Origin of the sequence: Streptosporangium carneum, from assembly GCF_027922005.1 — a bacterium.
Lineage (GTDB): Bacteria > Actinomycetota > Actinomycetes > Streptosporangiales > Streptosporangiaceae > Streptosporangium > Streptosporangium carneum.
The window spans coordinates 834,016-854,568 of record NZ_BSEV01000001.1; the positions used below are offsets into that span (position 1 = coordinate 834,016).

A 20,553-nucleotide genomic window follows, 5' to 3' on the forward strand; every position below is an offset into this window, starting at 1 on the left:
CCTGGGCGCAAAAATCGAGGACGGTGACCATGGCTCGGGAGAACACAGGCCCCGATTTCATCGAGGCCCTCGCACGCGGCCTCGACGTGATCAGGTCCTTCGGCGTGCACCGCCGGCCGATGTCCCTCAGCGAGATCGCCGGCGAGTCGTCCCTGGCCCGCCCGACCGCGCGACGGGTCCTGCTCACGCTCGAGCACCTCGGCTACGTGCGTCCCGCCGACGGCGGTTTCACGCTGACCCCCCGTGTCCTGGAGCTCGGCGTCGCCTACACGCTGTCGGCGGGCCTGTGGGACGTCGCGCAGCCGTACCTGTGGGATCTGGTCCGCTCGACGAACCAGGCGGCCTCGGTCGCCCTGCTCGACGGCTCGGACATCATCTACGTCGCCCGTGCCGCCGTTCCGAAGGTGGTCTCGGCCAACATCAACGTCGGCATGCGCCTACCCGCGCGCAGCACCGCGCTCGGCAAGGTCCTGCTGTCCTCGCTCGACCGCGACCGGCTCGACAAGGTCCTGGCCACCCCGTCGACCGCGGTGACCCGCCCCTTCAGGGAACAGCCCCTCGAAAACCTCCAGGACGAGCTCCGCGAGATCCGGGCCCGCGGATGGGCCGCTACCAACGAGGAGATGACCCCCGGTGTCCGGTCGATCGCCGCGCCCGTCCGCGACGGCGACGCCGCCGTCGTCGCCGCCGTCAACCTCAGCGCCATCGCCGCCGAGGTCACCCACGAGCAGATGACGGAGGACTTCCCGCCCCTGGTCCTCCTGGCGGCCAGCGAGATCGGAAAGAACTACGCCCTGATCCGGAACATCCCCCAGACCCTCGTCTCGGAGCAGGCCGGGCGCGGGCCGGATCAGGCCTGAACCAGGTCCTGGCGGATGTGCGCCAGGTCGTTCGTGATCCGGGCCGCGGTCTCGGTGAGCACGGGCAGGACGTCGCGCAGCAGGTCGTCGACGGTGGCACGGCTGACATGGGTGGCCACGTTCAGCGCGGCGACGACCCGCCCGTTCCGGTCGTGGAGGGGGACGGCGACGGAGCGGACGCCGTCCTCCAGCTCCTGGTCGACCAGGGCGTACCCGTCGTTCCTCGCCCGCCGTACGGCTGCCGCGAGTTCGGCGGACGAGGTGACGGTGTGCCCGGTCAGCGGCTGAGGGGTGATCGCGGACAGCCGGTCGTCGGGGAGGCCGGCCAGCAGCACCCGGCCCATCGAGGTCGCGTACGCGGGGAAGCGGGTGCCCACGGTGATGTCGACGCTCATGATGCTCGTGACGGGCACGCGCGCCACGTAGACGACCTCGTCGCCGGAGAGCATCGCGACCGACGCCGACTCGCGGACCCGCGCCACCAGGTCTGCCAGGTGTGGCTGGATGACCTCCTGGAGGGTCCGTGAGGACAGGTGGGCGTAGCCGAGCTCCAGGACCTTGGGCAGGAGAACGAAACGGGCGCCTTCCGCGGCCGCGTACCCGAGCCGCTCCAGGCTCAGGATCGCCCGCCGTACCGTGGCCCTGGGCAGGCCGGTCACCCTGGCGGCGCCGGCGAGGGGCAGCCCGCCGCGTGCCGAGCCGAGGGAGACCAGCACGGCCAGGCCGCGGGCCAGCGACTGGAGATACTCGGCGCCCAGTTCCTGTTTCGCGGCGCGGGAGGCGTCCACGGCGGCGGACGGCGCGGACGGCGGCGCCGGCGCGGACAGCGCCGTCTCCATTTCGGCGACCGCCTTCCTGAGGCGGGGCAGGGCATGGGCGCGCAGCCCGGCGACGGTGTGCCTGCTGGTGTGGCTGGCCACGCTCAACGCGCAGACCGCCCTGCCGCTCCCGTCCCGTACCGGCATCGCCACCGTGATCAGCCCCGGTTCCATGAGCTGGTCGTCCTCGGCCCACGGCGCGGCAGGGTCGAGCAGCGCCAGACCGGCCGCGCAGCGGTCGGCGGGCAGCAGTTCCCCGGTGCGGAAGGCGACGGACATCGTGCGCCGCCGGGTGAACCGGCCGACGAGGCGCACCCCGTCCCCGTCGGGAACGGCCAGCGACACCGACTCGTCCAGTTCTCGCGCGAGCCTGTCCGCGTGCGGGCCGAGGATCTCCGCCAGGCCGCAGCAGGCGAGATACGCCTCGCCGAGCTCCAGCAGGGGAGGGGCGAGCAGCACGTCGCGGTCCTCGACCCGCAGGTGGCCGAGATGGGCGAGGGTCGCCACGACGCGGTCGACCGTGGACCTGGCCAGGCCGGTCGCGCGTGTCAGGTCGGTCGCGCGCATCCGCCGCCCGGGGTCGGCCGACAGGGCGCGCAGCACGGCCAGACCGCGTTCGAGGGTGCCGGCCCGCTCCATTCGATCTCCTCTTCGCTCGATGGAAGCACTTTGACAGGCACGTTCACGCCGCGCATACTCGTCGCATATTAGTGAACTAAAGTTCACTATACGAACACCTGGAGAGCTGTGGGCAGAAACAAGGTGGTCGCCACCGCCGGGGAGGCACTGGCGGACGTGCGCGACGGCGCGTCTTTCGCGGTCGGCGGTTTCGGTCTCAGCGGCATCCCGAACGTGCTGATCCGAGCCCTCTACGACACGGGGGTGACCGGCATCGGCGTGGTGTCGAACAACTGCGGTGTGGACGGCGGCGGCCTGGGCGTCCTGCTGGCCGCCGGGCGCATCGCCCGGGTGACCGCCTCCTACATCGGTGAGAACCGGGAGTTCGCCCGCCAGTACCTCGCGGGGGAGCTGGAGGTCGAGCTGACCCCGCAGGGCAGCCTGGCCGAACGGCTCCGCGCGGGCGGCTGCGGCATCCCCGCCTTCTACACCCCCGCGGGGGTCGGCACCCCGGTCGCCGACGGCGGGCTGCCGCTGCGCCACGCGAAGGACGGCTCGGTCGCCGTGACCTCGCAGCCCAAGGAGGTGCGCGAGTTCGACGGCGTGGAGTACGTCATGGAGCGCGGCATCACCACGGATTTCGCGCTGGTCAGGGCGGCGCGCGGGGACCGGCACGGGAACCTGGTGTTCAGGAAGGCGAGCCGCAACTTCAACCCGCTGGCGGCGATGGCGGGGCGCGTCACGGTCGCCGAAGTGGAGGAGCTCACCGACCTGGACCCCGACGAGGTGCACCTGCCCGGCGTCTTCGTGCAGCGCGTGGTCGTGCTCACCCCCGAGCAGGCCGCCGACAAGGGCATCGAGAAGAGGACGGTCCGCTCATGACGTGGTCACGGGACGAGATGGTCGCCAGGGCCGCGGCCGAGCTGCGCGACGGCGACCACGTCAACCTCGGCATCGGGCTGCCCACCCGCATCCCGTCGTTCCTGCCGCCCGAGGTGGACGTCGTGCTCCACTCGGAGAACGGCGTCCTCGGAGTCGGCCGCTATCCCACCGAGGACGAGGTCGACCCCGATCTGATCAACGCGGGCAAGGAGACGGTCACCGTCCTGCCGGGGGCCTCCTTCTTCGACTCCGCGCTGTCGTTCGGCATGATCCGCGGCGGCCACATCGACGTCGCCGTGCTCGGCGCGATGCAGGTCTCCGCCCGCGGCGACCTGTCCAACTGGATGGTTCCCGGCAAACTGGTCAAGGGAATGGGCGGGGCCATGGACCTGGTGCACGGCGCCCGCAGGGTCATCGTGATCATGGATCATGTGGCCAAAGACGGCTCACCGAAGATCGTCGAAGAGTGCTCCCTGCCGCTCACCGGAAGGGCCTGCGTCCACCGCGTGATCACCGACCTCGGCGTCCTCGACGTCACGGGCGAGGGGCTGGCGCTCGTGGAGACCGCACCCGGGGTGAGCGTGGAGGAACTGCGAAGCCGTACGGCAGCGAAGGTGATCGCATGAAGGACGTCTACATCGTCGACTCGCTCAGGACCCCCGTCGGCAGGTACGGCGGAGCGCTGTCCGGCGTCCGCCCCGACGATCTGGCCGCGCACGTCGTCGGGGCACTGGCCGAGCGCACCGGCCTGGAGCACGCCGACGAGGTGATCCTCGGCAACGCCAACGGCGCCGGTGAGGAGAACCGCAACGTCGCCAGGATGGCCGCGCTGCTGGCCGGGCTGCCGGTGACCACGCCGGGCGTGACCGTCAACAGGCTCTGCGGCTCCGGCATGGAGGCCGTCATCCAGGCCTATCGGGCGATCGCCGTGGGCGACGCCTCGGTGGTGATCGCCGGCGGTGTGGAGTCGATGACCCGCGCCCCCTGGGTGCTGCCCAAGCCGGAGCGGGCCTTCCCCGTCGGCGGCCAGGAACTGGTCTCCACCTCACTCGGCTGGCGTCTGGTCAACCCGAGGATGCCGCGGGAGCACACTGTGGCCCTCGGCGAGGGAGCCGAGCTGATCGCCGACAAGCACGGCGTCACCCGCGAGGAGCAGGACGCCTTCGCCCTGGCCAGCCATCAGAAGGCGGCCAAGGCGTCCTTCGAGCGCGAGATCGTCGCCGTGGGCGGCCTTTCCCGGGACGAGGGCATCCGCGAGGACACCTCCATGGAGGCGCTGGCCCGTCTCAAGCCGGTCTTCCGCGAGCACGGCACCGTGACGGCGGGCAACTCCTCCCCGCTCAGCGACGGCGCGGCGGCGCTGCTGCTCACCGACGAGGCGGGGCTCGCCGGGCGCGAGCCGCTGGCCAGGATCGTCGCCACCGGCGTCAGCGCGCTCGACCCCCGCCACTTCGGCCTCGGCCCGGTCGAGGCGACCAGGAAGGCACTGGCCAGGGCGGGCGTCGGCTTCGGCGAGCTGACCACGGCCGAGCTGAACGAGGCGTTCGCCGCCCAGGCGCTCGGCTGCCTGGCCGAGCTGCCCGACCTCGATCCCTCGATCGTCAACCCGTGCGGCGGCGCGATCGCGCTCGGCCACCCCCTGGGCGCGTCGGGCGCGCGCATCACCGGCGCCGTCGCCCACCGGCTCGCCGAGGCCGGTTCGGGCACCGGCCTGGCCTGTCTCTGCATCGGTGTCGGCCAGGGGCTCGCCATCGTGCTCGAAAGGTGACCCCCGCGCCTCCGCCAGAGCCTGAGCGCGTCGGTCCGGCCTCGTGAGACGACGTGGACGACGGGCGGGCCACCTCTTCGGCCCGGCCCGCCACGACCCTTCGGCCGCGCAGGAGAGAGCCCGGCTCACCACCCGGTGAGCCGGGCTTTTTCGTGCTCTCGACCGGTCGTCGGCGTCCGGCCGGCACCGGGCGGTACTTCAGCGCGCCCGCCGCGGCGCGCCAGGGGAGACGCACGTCACATCCGTTCCTGTTACATCCTGCCGGGCTGTCTCGTCCGAGAGGTGTACCCATCGACAACGACAAGGAGTGCACCATGGATGCTCGCCTGAACCTCCTCGGCAACCCGGTCGCGGCCAAGTTCCTGCGGCACATCATCTCGGCGGACAAGGCGGTCTCGGACTCGACGCTGCCGGCCGCGACGCAGGAGCTGGTGAAGATCCGTGCCAGTCAGATCAACGGCTGCGGTTTCTGCCTCGACATGCACACCAAAGAGGCCGCGCACGCCGGGGAGACCTCGGTGCGCCTCAACCTGATCGCGACCTGGCGGGAGGCCACGGTGTTCACCGACGCCGAGCGCGCCGCCCTGGAACTGACGGAGCAGGGCACCCGCATCGCCGACGCGGCCGGTGGCGTCACGGATGAGGCCTGGGCGGACGCCGCCAAGCACTACGACGAGGACCAGCTCGCCGCCCTGGTGTCCCTCATCGCCCTCATCAACGCCTTCAACCGCGTGAACGTCGTCGTCCAGCAGCCCGCCGGCGACTATCAGATCGGCCAGTTCGGATAACGAGGAGCATCCGGCGGGGACGTGCCGCCGCCGTCGGCGGCACGTCCCGAATCTCAACCGAGGACCTCGCCGCGGCCGTCCTCGACGAGATTGAGAACTCACACGAGAACAAACGCTTCACCGTCGGTCACCAGGGCCGACAAGGCTCGCCGACCTCCCGGTCGCGGTGCCCGAGGGAAGCGGCCGAGCGGCCGTGCACGCCGCCGCGCCGGCTCTTCACGCGCGCCGGAGGCGAGACGTACGCTTCGTAAAGTACGTGCTTGACGTTCGTTGCGGAGTTGGCGCGAGTGAATCCTTCGGAGATCGAGTTCGTCGATCGCATGGGACTGATCATGGAGCGACTGGGCGGGGCGCGAACGATGGGCCGTCTGCACGCGTGGCTCATGATCTGCGACCCGCCCGACCAGTCCCTCACCGACCTGGCGGCGGAGCTCGGCGTGAGCAAGACCGCGGTCAGCACGGTCGCCAGGCAGCTGGAGCTGAGCGGAATGGTGGAACGCGTCCCCACCTCCACCCGCGAGCACCGCTACCGGATGGTCGGCGGCGGGTGGGACCAGGTCATGCGGATCCAGCTGGCCGTCGTCAGGCAGAGCCTCGACACGCTCGACTTCGGGCTGTCGATCCTCGGCGACGACCGGCCCGTCCAGCGCGGTCAGCTGAAGGACACCCGGGATTTCTTCGCCTTCGTCCTGCAGGACTCGGACGCGATGTTCGAGCGCTGGAAGGAGTACCGCGAGACGTCGTCCTGACGTACATCAACAGAGGGATCCTCAACCAAGGAGAGGCGATGCCGGACATCGTCGAACGGTACGACATCCCCAAACGGCACTTCTGGCTGCACGGGCCCCGATCGGGCCCGGCGGTCGAGTTCGACGCCCGCACCGGGCTGTGGAACGTCTACGGTTACCCGGAGCTGCACGAGGTCCTCGGCGACCCCGCGACATACTCCTCCGACACCATGCGCGTGGTCCCCAAGGAGCTGATGCCCAGCGAGGACGACTTCTCGCTGAAGGGCTTCATCACCCAGATCGACCCGCCGGACCACGGCAAGCTGCGCAAACTGGTCAGCAGCGCCTTCACCCGCAAGGTCGTGGCGGATCTCGAACCGAGGATCGCCGCGCTCACCCACGAGCTGCTCGACGCGGCGCGCGAGCACGACCGGTTCGAGCTCGTGAGAGATCTGGCCTATCCGCTGCCGGTCATCGTCATCGCCGAGCTGCTCGGGGTGCCCAGCGGAGATCGCGCCCTGTTCAAGCGGTGGGCCGACGCGCTGTTCCAGCGCGACAGCGAGATCTCACTCAACCGGTCCGCCGAGGAGCGCAGCGCGGACCTCGAGGCCGCGATGGAACCGTGGAAGGAGATGTCCGCCTATCTCGCCGCCCACGCCGCCGAACGACGGCGACAGCCGCGCGCCGACCTGCTCACCAGGCTGGTGGAGGCCCAGGTGGACGGCGAGCGCCTGCCCGACGAGCAGGTGGTCAACTTCGCGATCATCCTCCTGCTCGCGGGGCACATCACCACGACGATGCTGCTCGGCAACACGGTGCTGTGCCTGGACGCCTTCCCCGAGCAGCAGGACAGGGTGCGTGCCGACCGCTCCTCGCTCCCGGCCGTCATCGAGGAGTCCATCCGCTTCCTGACCCCGTTCGCCCTCCTCGGCCGCGCCACCACCCGCGAGGCCCGGCTCGGCGGCGTGACGATCCCGGCGGACCAGATGGTCATGATCTGGCTCGCGGCGGCCAACCGGGATCCGCGCCAGTTCTCCGACCCCGACGTCTTCGACCCCGGCCGCGACCCCAACCCGCACCTCGGCTTCGGCCGCGGCATCCACTTCTGCCTGGGCGCGCCCTTGGCCCGGCTGGAGGGACGGGTCGCGCTGAACATCCTGCTCGACCGGTTCGACACCTTGCGTACCGACCCGGACGACCCCGTGCAGTTCATCCCCACGCCGTCCCTGACAGGAGTGCGCCGCCTTCCGCTCATTCGGGGGTGACGCCGAGCCGTACAGCGGCTTCACGCGGCGACACCGCCTCACGCGACCACACGCCGCCGACCGTGTCCACCGTCTGACCAGGACCCGAGCCGCGTGACGTGTGCGCCGCCCTTCCGGCGAGGACCGGAAGGTCAGGGGCTCGCGTCCTGTCGGCCGCACAGATGTAGGAAGGCCCCTGAGCAGGGTTCGCCCGCTCAGGGGCCTTCTGGTTTCCCGACCGCCCTGACGATCGCCCGGCGGCGGCCGATCTCCGTACGCGGCCGGGGGCGATCACCGGGCCGGGGAGGACGAGCGCGCCGGGTTCCGGCCCGGCGTGGGCCGGTGAATCCGTAGCCGGGTGAATCGGGTAAATAGGTCGCATCCCGACGCCGCGTTGTCACGGATCGGAATGCTTTCCTGTCTTTCACAGGAGGGAATCATCGAGCGACAGGAGCGAGCCCTTGCCACCCGCCAGCACCAAGTTCCGGATCCGAGTCCGGATGCGCGCTCGCCCCGTCGACGAGCCGCACCGCGTCGCGAGCCCGCTCGAGCTCCTGTTCGACCTCACCTTCGTGGTCGCGGTCGCGGCCGCCACCGCCCAGCTCGCCCACACCATCGCCGACGGTCACGCCCTGACCGGGCTGGTCCCGTTCCTCCAGGTGTTCTTCGCGATCTGGTGGGCCTGGATGAACTTCACGTGGTTCGCCTCGTCCTACGACACCGACGACGTCGCCTACCGGCTGCTGACCATGGTGCAGATGGCCGGCGTGCTGGTGCTCGCCGCCGGTGTGCCGGCCGCGGCCGACCACTCCGCCTACGGCGTCGTCACCCTGGGCTACCTCATCATGAGGGCCGGACTCGTCGTCCAGTGGCTGCGGGTCGGCCTTGAGGATCCGGTGAGTCGTCGCACCGCGCTGCGCTACGCCGCAGGCATCAGCCTCGTGCAGATGGGGTGGATACTTCGCTTCCTGCTCGTGGAGACGGGCGTCCTGCCCCCGTCGTCCGCGCTGCCGTTCTTCGGCTGCCTGGTCGCCCTGGAACTCGCGGTGCCGTGGTGGGCGGAGCGGGCCAGGGCCACCAACTGGCACCCGCACCACATCACCGAACGCTACGGCCTGTTCACGATCATTCTGCTCGGCGAGAGCGTCCTCGCCGCGAGCAGGGGAGTCGAGGGAGCGCTCGAAAGCGGCGAGATCGGGGGGTCCTTCCTCGTCATCGCAGGCTCCGGCCTCGTCCTGCTGTTCGCCCTCTGGTGGCTGTACTTCCTCGTACAGGACGCCGAAGGTCTCAGCGACCGCCGTAACTGGTCCTACCTGTGGGGGTACGGCCACTACGGCATCTTCGCGGCCCTGGCGGCCCTCGGCGCCGGGCTCGAAGTCGCGGTGGAGCAGAGCGGGCACAAGGTGGAGGCGTCACCGCTCACGCTCGGCTACGCCGTCGCGATTCCGGTCGGCTCCTATCTCGCCCTGCTGTGGGCGGTGCACGCGCCTGTCGTCACCGAACGTCTCCTGCGTCCCGCCGCGGTTCTGGGATGCGCCGCCGTCATCCTGTCGCTGCCGCTCGCGACGCCCTGGATCGGCGTGGCCCCGGTGGTCGCGGCGATCGCGGCCATCTGCGTCCTGCTGGTCGCGGGCACGATCGCGACCCATGCCGATCGGGGCCGAGCGGGCTGACACCGGAGCGCACGGGTCTTCCGCGGCCCGCGCGGGTCAGGGCGCGGCGGACACTGCGGTGATCTTGGCGGGGTTCATCATCCACAGCACCTGGTCGATGCCCTGCGGCGAGGCGTTCACCGTCAGGACCGCGAACACCTCGCCGTCGCGGCGCAGCAGGGCGGACGTCTGCCCGTTGGTGCTCGCCCACGCCACGTCGACCCCGGTCCAGAAGTGGCTCGCGAACGCCCTGACGTACTTCGCCACCCTGGGCGCGCCGACCACGGGGATGTGCGAGGCGCGGACGGCGCCGCCCCCGTCGGAGTAGCTGATCACGTCCGCGGCCAGGAGCTTCTCCAGTGCGGCCAGGTCGCCGGAGCGGGCGGCGGTGACGAAGGCCGCCAGCAGCCTGCTCTGTTCGGCGGCGCTCACCGGCGTGCGGCGCTCGGCGCGCACGCGTTTGCGGGCCCTGCTGACCAGCTGGCGTACCGCCACCTCGCTGAGCTGGACGATGTCGGCGATCTGCCGGTAGGGGTAGTCGAAGGCCTCCCGCAGCACGTACGCGGCGCGTTCGGTGGGGGAGAGCCTCTCCAGGAGCAGCAGGACGGCGAACTCCAGCGCCTCCCCGCGTTCGGCGCCGAGGTACGGATCCGCACCGGTGTCGACGGGCTCGGGCAGCCACGGGCCGATGTACGTCTCGCGGCGGACGCGTGCGGACTGGACGGCGTTGATGGCCAGCCTGGTGGCCGCCGTCGCCAGGAACGCGGCCGGGTCGCGCACCGCGGCGCGGTCGCTGCTCTGCCAGCGCAGCCAGACGTCCTGCAGCAGATCCTCCGCCTCGGCGGCGCTTCCCAGCATCCGGTACGCGATTCCGAACAGGCGCGACCGCAGGCCCGCGAAGACCGCCGCGGCCTGTTCGAGATCTTCCGGCCCGCCTGACTCGGAATCCGTCACTGCCACCCCCCTGCCGTGACAGTCTCCCATCCCGGGTCGCCGCCCGCCGTTCACCCCCCGTGCGCCCGCCAGCGGAAAGATCTGCCGCCGGCGTGTTCTCGCCACAGGTCAGAGGGTATTCAGAGGCAGAGGCATTGATCGTTCTCGAGGGGCTTCCTCCGCGGCCTGAAAAAGAGTTTCGCGGTGGCTGTCACAAGTCCGGATGCTGCCCTGTCTTAGCTGGCGACCGGTCGGCAAGGGGTGCCCCGGTGGACAGAGAGGGTTTGCCATGAAGATCGTCGTAGTCGGTGGAACCGGGCTGATCGGGTCGAAGCTGGTGGCGAAGCTGGGTGAGCACGGCCACGAGGCGGTGGCGGCGGCGCCGAACACCGGCGTCAACACCATCACCGGCGAAGGGCTGGCCGAGGTGCTTGACGGCGCGCAGGTGGTGGTCGACGTGTCGAACTCCCCGTCGTTCGAGGCCGCCGCGGTGCTGGAGTTCTTCGAGACCTCCACCCGCAACCTGCTCGCCGCGGAGGCGGCGGCCGGCGTCGGTCACCACGTCGCGGTGTCGGTGGTGGGAACGGAGCGGATGCCGGAGAACGGCTACTTCCGGGCGAAGATCGCCCAGGAGCAGCTGATCGAGAAGTCGTCGATCCCGTTCTCGCTCGTGCACGCGACCCAGTTCTTCGAGTTCGTCCGCCACATCGCCGACGAGGCCACGGACGGCGACACGGTGCGGGTGGCGCCCGTGTTCTTCCAGCCCATGGCCGGCGACGACGTCGCGGAGGCGGTCGGCAGGGTCGCGGTGGGCGCGCCCCTGAACGGCAGGATCGAGATCGCCGGGCCTGAGCGGTTCCGGATGGACGAGTTCTTCCGCGACGTGCTGGGCGGCTGGGGCGATCCGCGTCAGGTCGTCACCGACGTGCACGCGCACTACTTCGGCAGCGAGCTGGGCGAGCGGACGCTGGTGCCGGGTGACGACGGCGCCGCCCTCGGCCAGATCCGCTACCGCGACTGGGCCAGCCGGAACGACGCAGGGAAGTAGGCGCGTTCCCGCCCGGGCTCCATCGCCCTCAGGTTACGAAAGGTGGTTTCCCATGTCCGACAACGACCCGGCGGTCACCGGGCCCAAGCCGAGATCGACCGCGTGGCAGACGGCGCTGACCGTGCTGCAGGAGGCCGAACCGCCGTTCATCCCGCAGGGAACGCACGTGATGACCGTGGTGATCGAGTTCCCGCCCGGCGACCCCGGCACGCCGCCGCACCGGCACTCCGGACCGGCGTTCGGCTTCGTGCTGGAGGGCGAGATGCTGCTGGAGGTGGAGGGCGAGCCGGAGCGGGTCGTGCGCGCCGGGGAGGCGTTCTGGGAACCGGGCGGTGACGTCATCCACTACCAGGACGGCAACAACCGCGAGGACGTCCCGCTGCGGTTCACCGTCACGATGCTGTGCGAGCCGGGCAAGCCGATGCTCACCCTGGTGGACGAGGAAGAGCTCGCCCAGCGCAGGGAACGCCGCGCCCCGCGCCCGTCCTGAGCGAGGACGGGCCGCTCGCACCATGACGCGGCTGACGCACGCGACCAGCCGGCCCGCCGGACATCCACCCACGTCACGCATGGAGGAAAGATGAGCGTTCCGAGCGGAGAAGGCGACTTCCTGTACGAGCTCGAGGTCGAGGTCGAGATGGAGCTGACCGTGGCCGAGGCGAGCCGTCCTGAGGAGGCCGCCGGCCTGCCGGTCACCGAATGGCTGTTCGATCCGACGGACGTCGAACGCGAGGAGGTCGGCCTGCGGGGTCTGCTCGGCGCCCTCGAGGCGCTGGAGGGCGACTCCCGACCCGACGATCACCGTATGTGAGGAGCACCGCCCCGGGCCGTCCGGCGGAGGTGGAATCCGCCCTTTTCCGACAGTCGAGGCAGGACACGAATGAGACTCGTAGAACCCCAGCCCCCTTCCGCTCCTACCTCTCCGGCACGGATCGACACGCTCGAAAGCCTGCGCGAGCACCTTCAGTGGGCGATCGAGCTGGAGCACGCGACCCTGCCGCCGTACCTGTGCGCGCTCTATTCGCTCGACCCGGAGCGCAACCCGGAGGCCGCCGCAGTGGTGGGCAGCGTCTTCGTCGAGGAGATGCTGCACCTGGCGCTGGCCGCGAACCTGCTCAACGCCGTCGGCGGCCGGCCACGACTGGACATGCCGGGAATGCTGCCGCCGCATCCCCGGCGGTTGCCGCACGGGGATCGCCACCTGGAGCTGTCGCTGCTTCCCTTCGGCGCGGAGGCACTCGAGATGTTCCTGCGGATCGAAAGGCCGGCGCCGCCCGGCGCTCCGGCGGAGGGCGCGGGCTACGAGACGATCGGGCAGTTCTACGCCGCGATCGAACAAGGTCTGCGCCACCTGTGCGAACGGCTCGGCGAGCGGGAGGTCTTCCGCGGCGATCCGGCTCGCCAGGTGGGCGCCGCCCACTTCCGGCACACCGCCGGGCGACTGGTCGTGGTCGACGGTCTGGACTCCGCCCTGGCGGCGCTGGAGGAGATCGTCGAGCAGGGCGAGGGCATGGCCGGCGGCGAGGTGTGGGACGGCGACCAGGAGGTCTTCCATCCCGAACGGGAGGAGGTCGCGCACTACTACCGGTTCCAGGAGCTCAAGACCGGCCGGCGGTACCGGCGGGGCGACACCCCGCAGTCCGGGCCCACCGGCGAGACGATCTCCGTGGACCTCGCCGGCGTGCGTCCGATGAGGCGCGACCCCCGTCTGGCCGACCATGCTCCGGGCAGCGCGATCCGCACCGCGCAGGAGGAGTTCAACCACACCTACTGCGCCGTCCTGCATCTGCTGGAGCAGGCGTTCAACGGCAGCCCGAAGCTGCTCGCGGTCGCCACCGGCACCATGTACGCGCTCAGGGCCCAGGCCCGGGCCCTGATGCGGATGCCCGACGAGGACGGCACGACGGCCGGTCCCACCTTCGAGTACGTGGCGCCCGAACTGCGCCGGTGGAGCGTCGGCGACCGGCAGCGGATCGCCGTCCTCGCCGACGGCCCGTACGTCGTGTACGGCGGCGTCCCGCTCAGGCGCAAACGCAAGATCGTCTCAGCGGAGAACGACGCGCTGACCTGGAAAACCGGCGAAACGATGGAGACCGAGGAGACGTACGCGCTGTGCCGCTGCGGCCACTCGGGCTCCAAACCCTTCTGCGACGGGACCCACGCCGTGATCGGGTTCGACGGGACCGAGACCGCGGGCACGCGGCCGTACGCGGAACTGCAGCACGTGCACGACGGGGTGGGCGTCTCGGCCCAGCGGGTGGGGGAGCTGTGCGTCCACGCCGCCTTCTGCCTGGGACGCACCAGGCCGATCGCCGAGATGCTCGCCGACACCGGCGACAGCGACGTGCGCTCCGACGTCATGGGCCGCATCGATCACTGTCCCTCCGGCTCCTACAGCTACGCGCTCCAACGCGGCGGCGAGGCGATCGAGCCCGACCTGCCGCGGGCCGTCTCGATCCTGGAGGAGGAGGAAGGGCTGGCCAGTGCGCTGTGGGTCACCGGTGGAGTGCCGGTTCTGCGGGCGGACGGCCTGCCGCTGGAGACCCGCAACAGGGTCACGCTGTGCCGCTGCGGGCACTCCGGCAACAAACCGCTGTGCGACGGGACCCACCGCGAGATCGGCTTCCGCGAGGAGACACCGGACCGGTAAGGCTCGCCGTCCCCGCCGTCCCCGCCGTCCCCGCCGTCCCCGCCGTCCCCGCCGTCCCCGCCGTCCCCGCCGGCTCCGGCGGGGACGGTCAGCGGGACGGTTCCCCGCCGCGCCGAGCAAGGCCTGACAGCGCCAGAATGATCGCGAGAGGTCTATATATCCCTATTGGGGGGGATTATGCTCTGGGCAGTTCTGAAGTGGATCACACGGAGGTGCCTGTGAGAAAGATGACCGTCCGCCGCAAGAGCGCGCTGCGCCTGCTGTCCGGCGCCCGTCGGCTCTGGATCGAGTGGTGCTGGTAGCTGTCGGCGCGGCGGGTGCTTCCGGGCACCCGCCCCTGCGGTGATCGACCCGGCCGTGACCGGCGAGACGGGCGGCTACGACTGCCACCGCGACCGCGGGCCGTACGCCGGCGTCGGGGCCTTCCTCGGCCGGATCGCCGCCGACCGTCCCCGTCTGGCCTCCCGTCACAAGATCGAGCTGCACGCCATCGCACCCTGGCTCGACCGCGCGGCACGACCGGCCGCCGAGGAGGAGTCGATCCGGTTCCATCCCGCCCGGCGCACCGCCTGCCTGGCCTACGGCGCCGCGGAGTTCGTGGCGGCCTGGGCGGACACGCTCCGGCGCCCGGTCACGGTGCGGTTCGACCACGTCGGCGACGCCGACGAGACCACCCGCGAGCTGCTGGACGCGCTGACCCGCCGGATCGGGGCGTCCCGGGTGCGTCTGGACCTGCGCGACGGCGGCGCCCGCGAGCCGGCGGCGGCCGACCCGACGCCGGAGGCGACGCGCACGGCACTGGGCGACAGCCTGGCCCGCGGCTTCTACCACCACGCGGCGCGAATCGCGGGGCGCGGGCGCGCCGCGGTGACCCCGGACGGCGACCTGCGGCACTGGTGGGCGTTCACCACCGGCCTGGCCACCGCCCTGGCGGCACTGGACCGCGCCGCCGAAGCGCTCGACCTCTACCACGAGGCACGCGCCGTCACCGACGACCCGAAGATCACCATGTCGGCCGCGTACTCCACCGCCATGCTGTACGCCAGGCACCTGTCGGCGGCCGACCGGGATCCGGCGCGGGCGCGGCGCTGGCTGGAGGAGGCGCTCCGCCTCGCCGCCGGGCTGGACGACCCGCGGCAGCGGGTGCTGTCCACCGTCTTCTACGAGCAGGGCCTGGCGCTGCTGGACGCCAGGGAGGGCGATCCCGCCCGCGCGCTGCGGCTGATCGACGACGGGCTGGCCCGGCTCGCGGCGGTGCTCGCCCCGGGCGAGCGCCCGCAGGACCTGGCCCGGCTGCGCCACAACCGGGCGCAGGTGCACCTGGCCCTGGGCGATCCGGCGCGGGCCCTGGCCGATCTCGACACCGTGATCGCACACGACCCCGGCAACTGTGAGTACTACGTGGACCGGGCGGCCCTGCATCGTGCGGCGGGCCGGTCCCAGGCCGCGATCAGGGACTACGGGACCGCGATCCGTCTGGGACCGCACCTGCCCGAGGCGTACTACAACCGGGCCGTGCTCCAGCAGGAGCGAGGCCGCCCCGAGCGGGCGTGTGACGACCTGGAGCACGTGCTCGCCGTCGACCCCGGGCACCTCGACGCCCGGATCGCCCTGGTCAACCTGCGGGTGGAGCGCGGCGCGCTCGACGCGGCCGAGGCGGGCGCGCGGGCCGGGCTGGCGCTGGCCCCGCGGGAGCCCGCGCTGCTGTGCACCCTCGGGCTGATCCGCTCGGAGCGCGGCGGTCTCGCCGAAGCCGACGAGCTGCTCACCCAGGCCCTGGCCGGGGATCCGGAGCTGGTCGAGGCATGGACGAACCGGGCCGCCGTCCGGTTCGAGCGCGGCGACGTGACCGCCGCCGTGGCCGACCTGGACCGGGCGGTGGCGCTGTCGGCGGCGCCGGTGCCCCGCTACAACCGGGGCACCGCGCTGATGCGGCTGGGGCGCTGGGACGAGGCCGCCCGCGACTTCGCCCACGCGCTCGCCCAGCCCGGCCTGGACCGGGCGCTACGACGCGACCTGCGCGCGGAGCTGGCCCGCTGTCGTCGCGTCATGTCCGGATGACCGCCGAGTCCCTCCACTTCTCTCCGGCGGTTTCGCGCGCGCCCTTCTGATTTCGTCGGCGATTCGGCCCTCGCGGAATTGTCGGCAGGCCTGGCTAGCATCTGTTCCTCCAAGGGGGCGGACTAATCCGTTATTCCTTGCATATCTAGACCTTTCTAGATATGTCGCTGCAGATCGTAAGAGAGGAATGTTGTGGGATTATCAGGTAGGGCGGGGCGTCGAATCGGGGGGCTGGTGGCCGTTGTCGCCCTGGCGTCCTGCGCCTTCGCCCCGGGAGCGCAGGCGGCCCCGAACCCGGTGGTCTTCGGTACGGCCTCCGCCTCACCGAAGACCCATACCGGCGTCTGCCCGAAGACCGTGACGCTGTCCACCACGGTGAAGGTCAAGGCGCCGGTGGCGCTCAAGTACGCGTGGATCTTCAGCGACGGAGACAGGAGCGGCACCAGGACCTACCGGGTCGGCGGCAAGGGCCTGAAGACCGTCCGGCTGTCCACATCGGTCAAGGTCACCGGCGACGCTCGTGGCTGGGGCGCGGTTCGCCTGGTCAGCCCGGTGAAGAAGACCTCCGGGAAGGTCTCGTTCGCCGTCACCTGTGCCGGTGAGGGGCAGACCATCGGCGACGTGTGGGACAGCGTGGCCACATCCGCCGAGGGAGCCGACACGCCGGACGCCCCGGCCACGCCGCCGCCCACCGGGCAGGACGACGACAAGCCCGCTCAGAACCCGGTGCGGAAGGCCGCCATCGTCTTCGAGCGGACGACCGCGTCGAAGTGCCCGCTGACCTTCAAGGTCCACGGCTACTTCGAGGGGCTTCCCGCCGGTGCGCAGACTGTTCAGTACCGCCTCGTCGGCGCCCAGGAGTGGAAGAGCGTCAACGTGCCGGCCGACCACGGTGAGGTGTTCACCGCCGTGCTGGAGACACTCGAGTGGGACTGGGAGACGGACAGGACCTCGGTGCAGATCGAGGTCAGGCAGCCGAACGGCCTCAGGTCCAACATCCTCTACTACTTCGAGTGCGGTTCGCCGAGCGACAGCGAAAGGGCGGGGTTCGGCGCCACCGCTGAGAAGATCGCGCTGACCGCCGCCGGCGGCCCGCTCGTCGAACTGGTCGCCGACGCCTACCTGGACGCGGTCCAGGCCGTCTCCGGCGCACAGGTCGCCCTTGTCAGCAGGTACGGGTTCCGCACGGACCTGGACGCGGGTCCGGTCACCTACGACGAACTCTATGTCGCCCAGCCCGCCGGGCTCGCCATCGACGTGCACTCCATGACCGGCGCACAGCTCAAGAAGCTGCTGGCGTACAAGAATCCCTCGGGCTGGGTGCTGACCCCCTCGGCCTCGCTTCGCTACACGGTGAAGGACGGGGCGGTCACCGAGCTCACGCTGAACGGCGCTCCGGTGACCGACACCCAGGTGATCAAGATCGCGGCCAACTACATCCTGATGGGCGGCTGGCAGGGCTTCCCGCAATGGGAGGGAAGCACCGGCGTCTATCACGGCGGGCCGGACGACAGAGGAGCTCTGGCGTCCTACATCTCGAAGAACTCGCCGGTCAAGGCGCCGAAGGGAGACCGCGTCACCATTCGATGAGTGACCCGACCGGCCGGGCGGCATGACGCCGTACGGCCGCGCCGATCGCCGGGCGGAGTGCGTTCCGCCCGGCGGTTCGCCGCAGGGCGAACCGGGTGCGCTCCGAGAGGTCCGGGGTGCCCTCAGGTGTTCCCGGAGTCTGTCGGCGCGTCCGCGTTCTGCTCGCGGGAGTACTCCATCAGCTCGTCCTCGTCGATGACCTCGTCGGCGGGCGGGGCGGTGACGACGAGACGGAACCCCCAGTCGGTGTAACGGGTGTCGATCCACCTGATCAGCGGATCCTTCCCGTCTCCCATGGTGTCGACGGTGATCAGGCGCTCGGGCAGACCGTCACGGCCGGTCCAGAGCCGCCAGGAGACCTTTCCCTTGCTCTTGCGGCCGACGGGCCGGCCCGAGACCCAGTTGTAGGCCCCCTTGGAGACCTCGCTCAGCTCCCTGTAACTCATGACGCCCCGGTGCAGGAGGCCGCCGGAGACGGGTTCGCTCGCCGAGCGCTTCAGCAGGGTCCTCATCGTGGTCGCGTCGTACACGTCGAACGGCTGCAGGCTGACGTCCTCGGCCAGGTCGCGGCCCATGAGGCCCCTGTGCTTGTTCTGGAACCGGATCCACTTCTTGCCGTCGGGAACCGGCCCGGGATACACGCTGGCGGCGTCGTAGGCGTCCTTGCCGACGCGGATCACCCGGTAACGGTCGGGCTTCTCAGACTTCGACCGGGGGAGGTTCCACCAGGTGAAGTCCGCGGCCACCGGGCCTGACGGGCCGAACTGGAGGCCGCCGGTGACCCGGAACCCGCCCGTGGTGCTCTTCGGCTTCCTGCCGTAGTGGTGGCGGATGGTCTCGGCGATCCGGACGCCGTGCTCGTTCCTGAACTGCCGCTTGATCGCGCGAGCCGGATCGGGGGCGCCGGCCTGGGCGGCGGCGGGATTCGCGGCGACCGGTACGGACGCGAGCAGTACGGCGACCGCCAGGGCAGCCCATCGTCTCATGGGGGATTCGTCCTTATTTATGAGCTATTGAGGCATTCAACCGAAAGCGCCGGCATCTCGAGTATGGCGCGTGCGCCGCGTTCTCGACAGTCAGCGGCCGTCCATGACGTCGACGAGGACTCGCGGATACCTGTCACATCTTTAATATGTTTTTAACATGTCCGCATATTTCGTGGTAAGACGGACAAGGCGAATTTCAAGATCGGCTGGATGGTCCGCGCTTCGCCTACTCGCGGTGACCGCTCACCACCGGATTCGGAGCCGTCGACGGGGTTGATCACAGACGGCCGAATGCCTCGGGGGAGGCCAGCCGACGACGATTGGAGCAATGTGCGACGGAAGTACCCCCTGCTCGCCGCTGTCTTCGTAACGGTGGCGGCGTTGTTACCCGTCTCTACGGCCGCAGGCGCGGCCACCCGAGACGAAATCTCGGCGGACGTCGCGAAGGGCGGCATCGTCTGGGCGCCCTGCGAGGAGGAGCCCTCCGCCGAGTGCGGCACACTGGCCGTCCCCATCGACTGGTCCCGGCCCGGCGGGCCCACCGTCGACCTCGCCCTCGCCCGCCGCAGGGCCACCGACCCCGCGGCCCGGATCGGGTCCATGCTGGTCAACCCGGGCGGTCCGGGCGGATCGGGTGTCGAGTTCGCCTACGGCGCCCCCGGCTTCTTCACCGAGGAGCTCCAGCGGCGGTTCGACATCGTCGGCTTCGACCCCCGGGGCGTGGGCCGCAGCCACCCGGTCATCTGCTCGGCGTCGGTGTACAACCAGATGCCGTACGCGGTCATGACCAGCCAGGCCGACTTCGACAGGTGGACCGCCTACAACAAGAGGCTGCGCCAGGACTGCCGGGCCCGTACCGGCCCCCTGTACGACCATGTCGACTCGGTGAGCGTCGCGCGCGACATGGACGCGATCCGCGCCGCGCTCGGCGAGGAGAAGCTCACCTACTACGGGGTCTCCTACGGCACGCTGATGGGGCAGATGTACGCCGAGCTCTTCCCGCAGCGGGTTCGCGCTCTGGCCCTGGACAGCAACATGGACCACAGCCTCGGCGTCAGGGCGTTCCTCGACACCGAGGCCGCCGCCGTCGAGGACGCCTTCGACGAGTTCGTCGCCTGGTGCGAGCAGGAGCCCGGCTGCGCCCTGCACGGACAGGACGTCCGGGCGGTGTGGGAGAGGCTGCTGGCCAAGGCGCGCGACGGCGAGCTGTACTACCCGGGCGTCCCGGATCGCCCGATGACCGAGGTGCAGGTCCTCTGGCAGGGCGTGCTGGGCACCGAAGGCCCCGCCTGGCAGCTGCTGAGCGAGATGCTGCACGCCCTGGACGGCGGGCCGCTGCCGCCGTGGGTGCCTCCGCTGCCCGGCCGGCAGCCCGTGACGGGGGAGGTCGCCCAGCTGCCGACCGCGATCCTCTGCCAGGACTACAACCTCCGGGTGCGTGACTACAGGGAGTACGCGGCGCTGCTGCGGAGCTCCGCCCGCCTGGCTCCTGACATGCGTCTGAACCCGATGCCGATCGAGGACCTGTCCGTCTGCCTCAACCACCCCACGGGCAACCCGCAGCACCGTCTCCGCTACACCGGGAGCGCTCCGCTGCTGCTGGGCAACTCGCTCCACGACCCCTCCACGCCGTACGGCTGGTCGGCCAACGCGGCCTGCCAGCTCGGCTCCAAGGCGGTGCTGCTCACCTACGAGGGCTGGGGCCACCGCATCTACGGCAAGGACGAGTGCAGCACGGTCCCGATCGACGACTACCTGATCTCGCAGGTCGTGCCGCCGCACGGCTTCCGCTGCCCCGTGGGGGGCGGAGCCGGGGCCAGGGCCGGGCAGCGGCCCGAGGTGTGGCCGACGGACCGGCTCCCCTGGGCCGGCCCGGTCGCGATCCCGTCCTTCCCGCGGCCGATCCCGTCCAGAACGGCCGGGTGAG

Annotated in this window: 18 protein-coding genes; 15 read left to right on the forward strand and 3 right to left on the reverse strand. The window is 71.0% G+C overall.

What is annotated here, in order from left to right:
* The first annotated feature begins 29 nt into the window (after positions 1 to 29).
* The gene (locus PKF00_RS04225) at positions 30 to 860 is read left to right on the forward strand and encodes an IclR family transcriptional regulator domain-containing protein (RefSeq protein WP_271215991.1); all 831 of its coding nucleotides are present in this window, start codon (positions 30 to 32) and stop codon (positions 858 to 860) included.
* Here the strand turns inward: PKF00_RS04225 and PKF00_RS44480 are convergent.
* Positions 851 to 2,317 carry an IclR family transcriptional regulator domain-containing protein gene (locus PKF00_RS44480; protein ID WP_309298370.1) on the reverse strand — a complete coding sequence of 489 codons (1,467 nt, stop codon included), beginning with the start codon at positions 2,315 to 2,317 and terminating at the stop codon, positions 851 to 853. The genes PKF00_RS04225 and PKF00_RS44480 overlap by 10 nt on opposite strands.
* A 108-nt stretch (positions 2,318 to 2,425) precedes the next feature.
* Between PKF00_RS44480 and PKF00_RS04240 the strand changes: the two genes are divergently transcribed.
* The 7 genes from PKF00_RS04240 to PKF00_RS04270 all read left to right on the forward strand — a co-directional run bounded on the left by PKF00_RS04240 (position 2,426) and on the right by PKF00_RS04270 (position 9,379).
* On the forward strand, positions 2,426 to 3,178 hold the full coding sequence (locus PKF00_RS04240) for a CoA transferase subunit A (RefSeq protein WP_271215992.1): 753 nt from the start codon (positions 2,426 to 2,428) through the stop codon (positions 3,176 to 3,178).
* A complete protein-coding gene (locus tag PKF00_RS04245; RefSeq protein ID WP_271215993.1) occupies positions 3,175 to 3,804 on the forward strand; it encodes a CoA transferase subunit B in 630 nt (209 codons plus the stop codon). Before PKF00_RS04240 ends, PKF00_RS04245 begins: the two co-directional genes overlap by 4 nt.
* The gene (locus tag PKF00_RS04250; protein ID WP_271215994.1) at positions 3,801 to 4,946 is read left to right on the forward strand and encodes a thiolase family protein; all 1,146 of its coding nucleotides are present in this window, start codon (positions 3,801 to 3,803) and stop codon (positions 4,944 to 4,946) included. Before PKF00_RS04245 ends, PKF00_RS04250 begins: the two co-directional genes overlap by 4 nt.
* A gap of 314 nt (positions 4,947 to 5,260) precedes the next feature.
* On the forward strand, positions 5,261 to 5,734 hold the full coding sequence (locus tag PKF00_RS04255; protein ID WP_271215995.1) for a carboxymuconolactone decarboxylase family protein: 474 nt from the start codon (positions 5,261 to 5,263) through the stop codon (positions 5,732 to 5,734).
* Between the two features lie 260 nt (positions 5,735 to 5,994).
* Positions 5,995 to 6,483 (forward strand): GbsR/MarR family transcriptional regulator, encoded by a 489-nt coding sequence (locus PKF00_RS04260; protein WP_271215996.1) that lies wholly within the window; start codon positions 5,995 to 5,997, stop codon positions 6,481 to 6,483.
* A 38-nt stretch (positions 6,484 to 6,521) separates the two neighbouring features.
* On the forward strand, positions 6,522 to 7,727 hold the full coding sequence (locus PKF00_RS04265) for a cytochrome P450 (RefSeq protein WP_271215997.1): 1,206 nt from the start codon (positions 6,522 to 6,524) through the stop codon (positions 7,725 to 7,727).
* A 479-nt stretch (positions 7,728 to 8,206) separates the two neighbouring features.
* Entirely contained in the window at positions 8,207 to 9,379 is a 1,173-nt protein-coding gene (locus PKF00_RS04270; RefSeq protein ID WP_271215998.1) for a low temperature requirement protein A, read from the forward strand.
* A 36-nt stretch (positions 9,380 to 9,415) separates the two neighbouring features.
* Here PKF00_RS04270 and PKF00_RS04275 read toward each other — a convergent pair whose 3' ends face one another.
* The gene (locus PKF00_RS04275; RefSeq protein WP_271215999.1) at positions 9,416 to 10,312 is read right to left on the reverse strand and encodes an RNA polymerase sigma-70 factor; all 897 of its coding nucleotides are present in this window, start codon (positions 10,310 to 10,312) and stop codon (positions 9,416 to 9,418) included.
* A 268-nt stretch (positions 10,313 to 10,580) separates the two neighbouring features.
* Between PKF00_RS04275 and PKF00_RS04280 the strand changes: the two genes are divergently transcribed.
* The 6 genes from PKF00_RS04280 (at position 10,581) to PKF00_RS04305 (ending at position 17,640) form a co-directional block, all read left to right on the forward strand.
* Positions 10,581 to 11,339 (forward strand): SDR family oxidoreductase, encoded by a 759-nt coding sequence (locus tag PKF00_RS04280; RefSeq protein ID WP_271216000.1) that lies wholly within the window; start codon positions 10,581 to 10,583, stop codon positions 11,337 to 11,339.
* Positions 11,340 to 11,391: 52 nt separating this feature from the next.
* Positions 11,392 to 11,829 carry a cupin domain-containing protein gene (locus PKF00_RS04285; protein ID WP_271216001.1) on the forward strand — a complete coding sequence of 146 codons (438 nt, stop codon included), beginning with the start codon at positions 11,392 to 11,394 and terminating at the stop codon, positions 11,827 to 11,829.
* A 90-nt stretch (positions 11,830 to 11,919) separates the two neighbouring features.
* A complete protein-coding gene (locus tag PKF00_RS04290) occupies positions 11,920 to 12,150 on the forward strand; it encodes a hypothetical protein (protein ID WP_271216002.1) in 231 nt (76 codons plus the stop codon).
* Between the two features lie 69 nt (positions 12,151 to 12,219).
* The gene (locus PKF00_RS04295; RefSeq protein ID WP_271216003.1) at positions 12,220 to 13,989 is read left to right on the forward strand and encodes a ferritin-like domain-containing protein; all 1,770 of its coding nucleotides are present in this window, start codon (positions 12,220 to 12,222) and stop codon (positions 13,987 to 13,989) included.
* A 357-nt stretch (positions 13,990 to 14,346) separates the two neighbouring features.
* A complete protein-coding gene (locus PKF00_RS04300) occupies positions 14,347 to 16,050 on the forward strand; it encodes a tetratricopeptide repeat protein (protein WP_271216004.1) in 1,704 nt (567 codons plus the stop codon).
* 234 nt (positions 16,051 to 16,284) lie between these two features.
* Positions 16,285 to 17,640, forward strand: a complete 1,356-nt coding sequence (locus PKF00_RS04305) for a 5'-nucleotidase C-terminal domain-containing protein (protein ID WP_271216005.1) — start codon at positions 16,285 to 16,287, stop codon at positions 17,638 to 17,640.
* A 122-nt stretch (positions 17,641 to 17,762) separates the two neighbouring features.
* On the opposite strand, the gene PKF00_RS04310 is transcribed toward PKF00_RS04305, so the two are convergent.
* Positions 17,763 to 18,626 (reverse strand): hypothetical protein, encoded by an 864-nt coding sequence (locus PKF00_RS04310; protein ID WP_271216006.1) that lies wholly within the window; start codon positions 18,624 to 18,626, stop codon positions 17,763 to 17,765.
* A gap of 330 nt (positions 18,627 to 18,956) precedes the next feature.
* On the opposite strand from PKF00_RS04310, the gene PKF00_RS04315 reads away from it, so the two are divergent.
* On the forward strand, positions 18,957 to 20,552 hold the full coding sequence (locus PKF00_RS04315; RefSeq protein ID WP_271216007.1) for an alpha/beta fold hydrolase: 1,596 nt from the start codon (positions 18,957 to 18,959) through the stop codon (positions 20,550 to 20,552).
* Position 20,553: the final 1 nt, after the last annotated feature.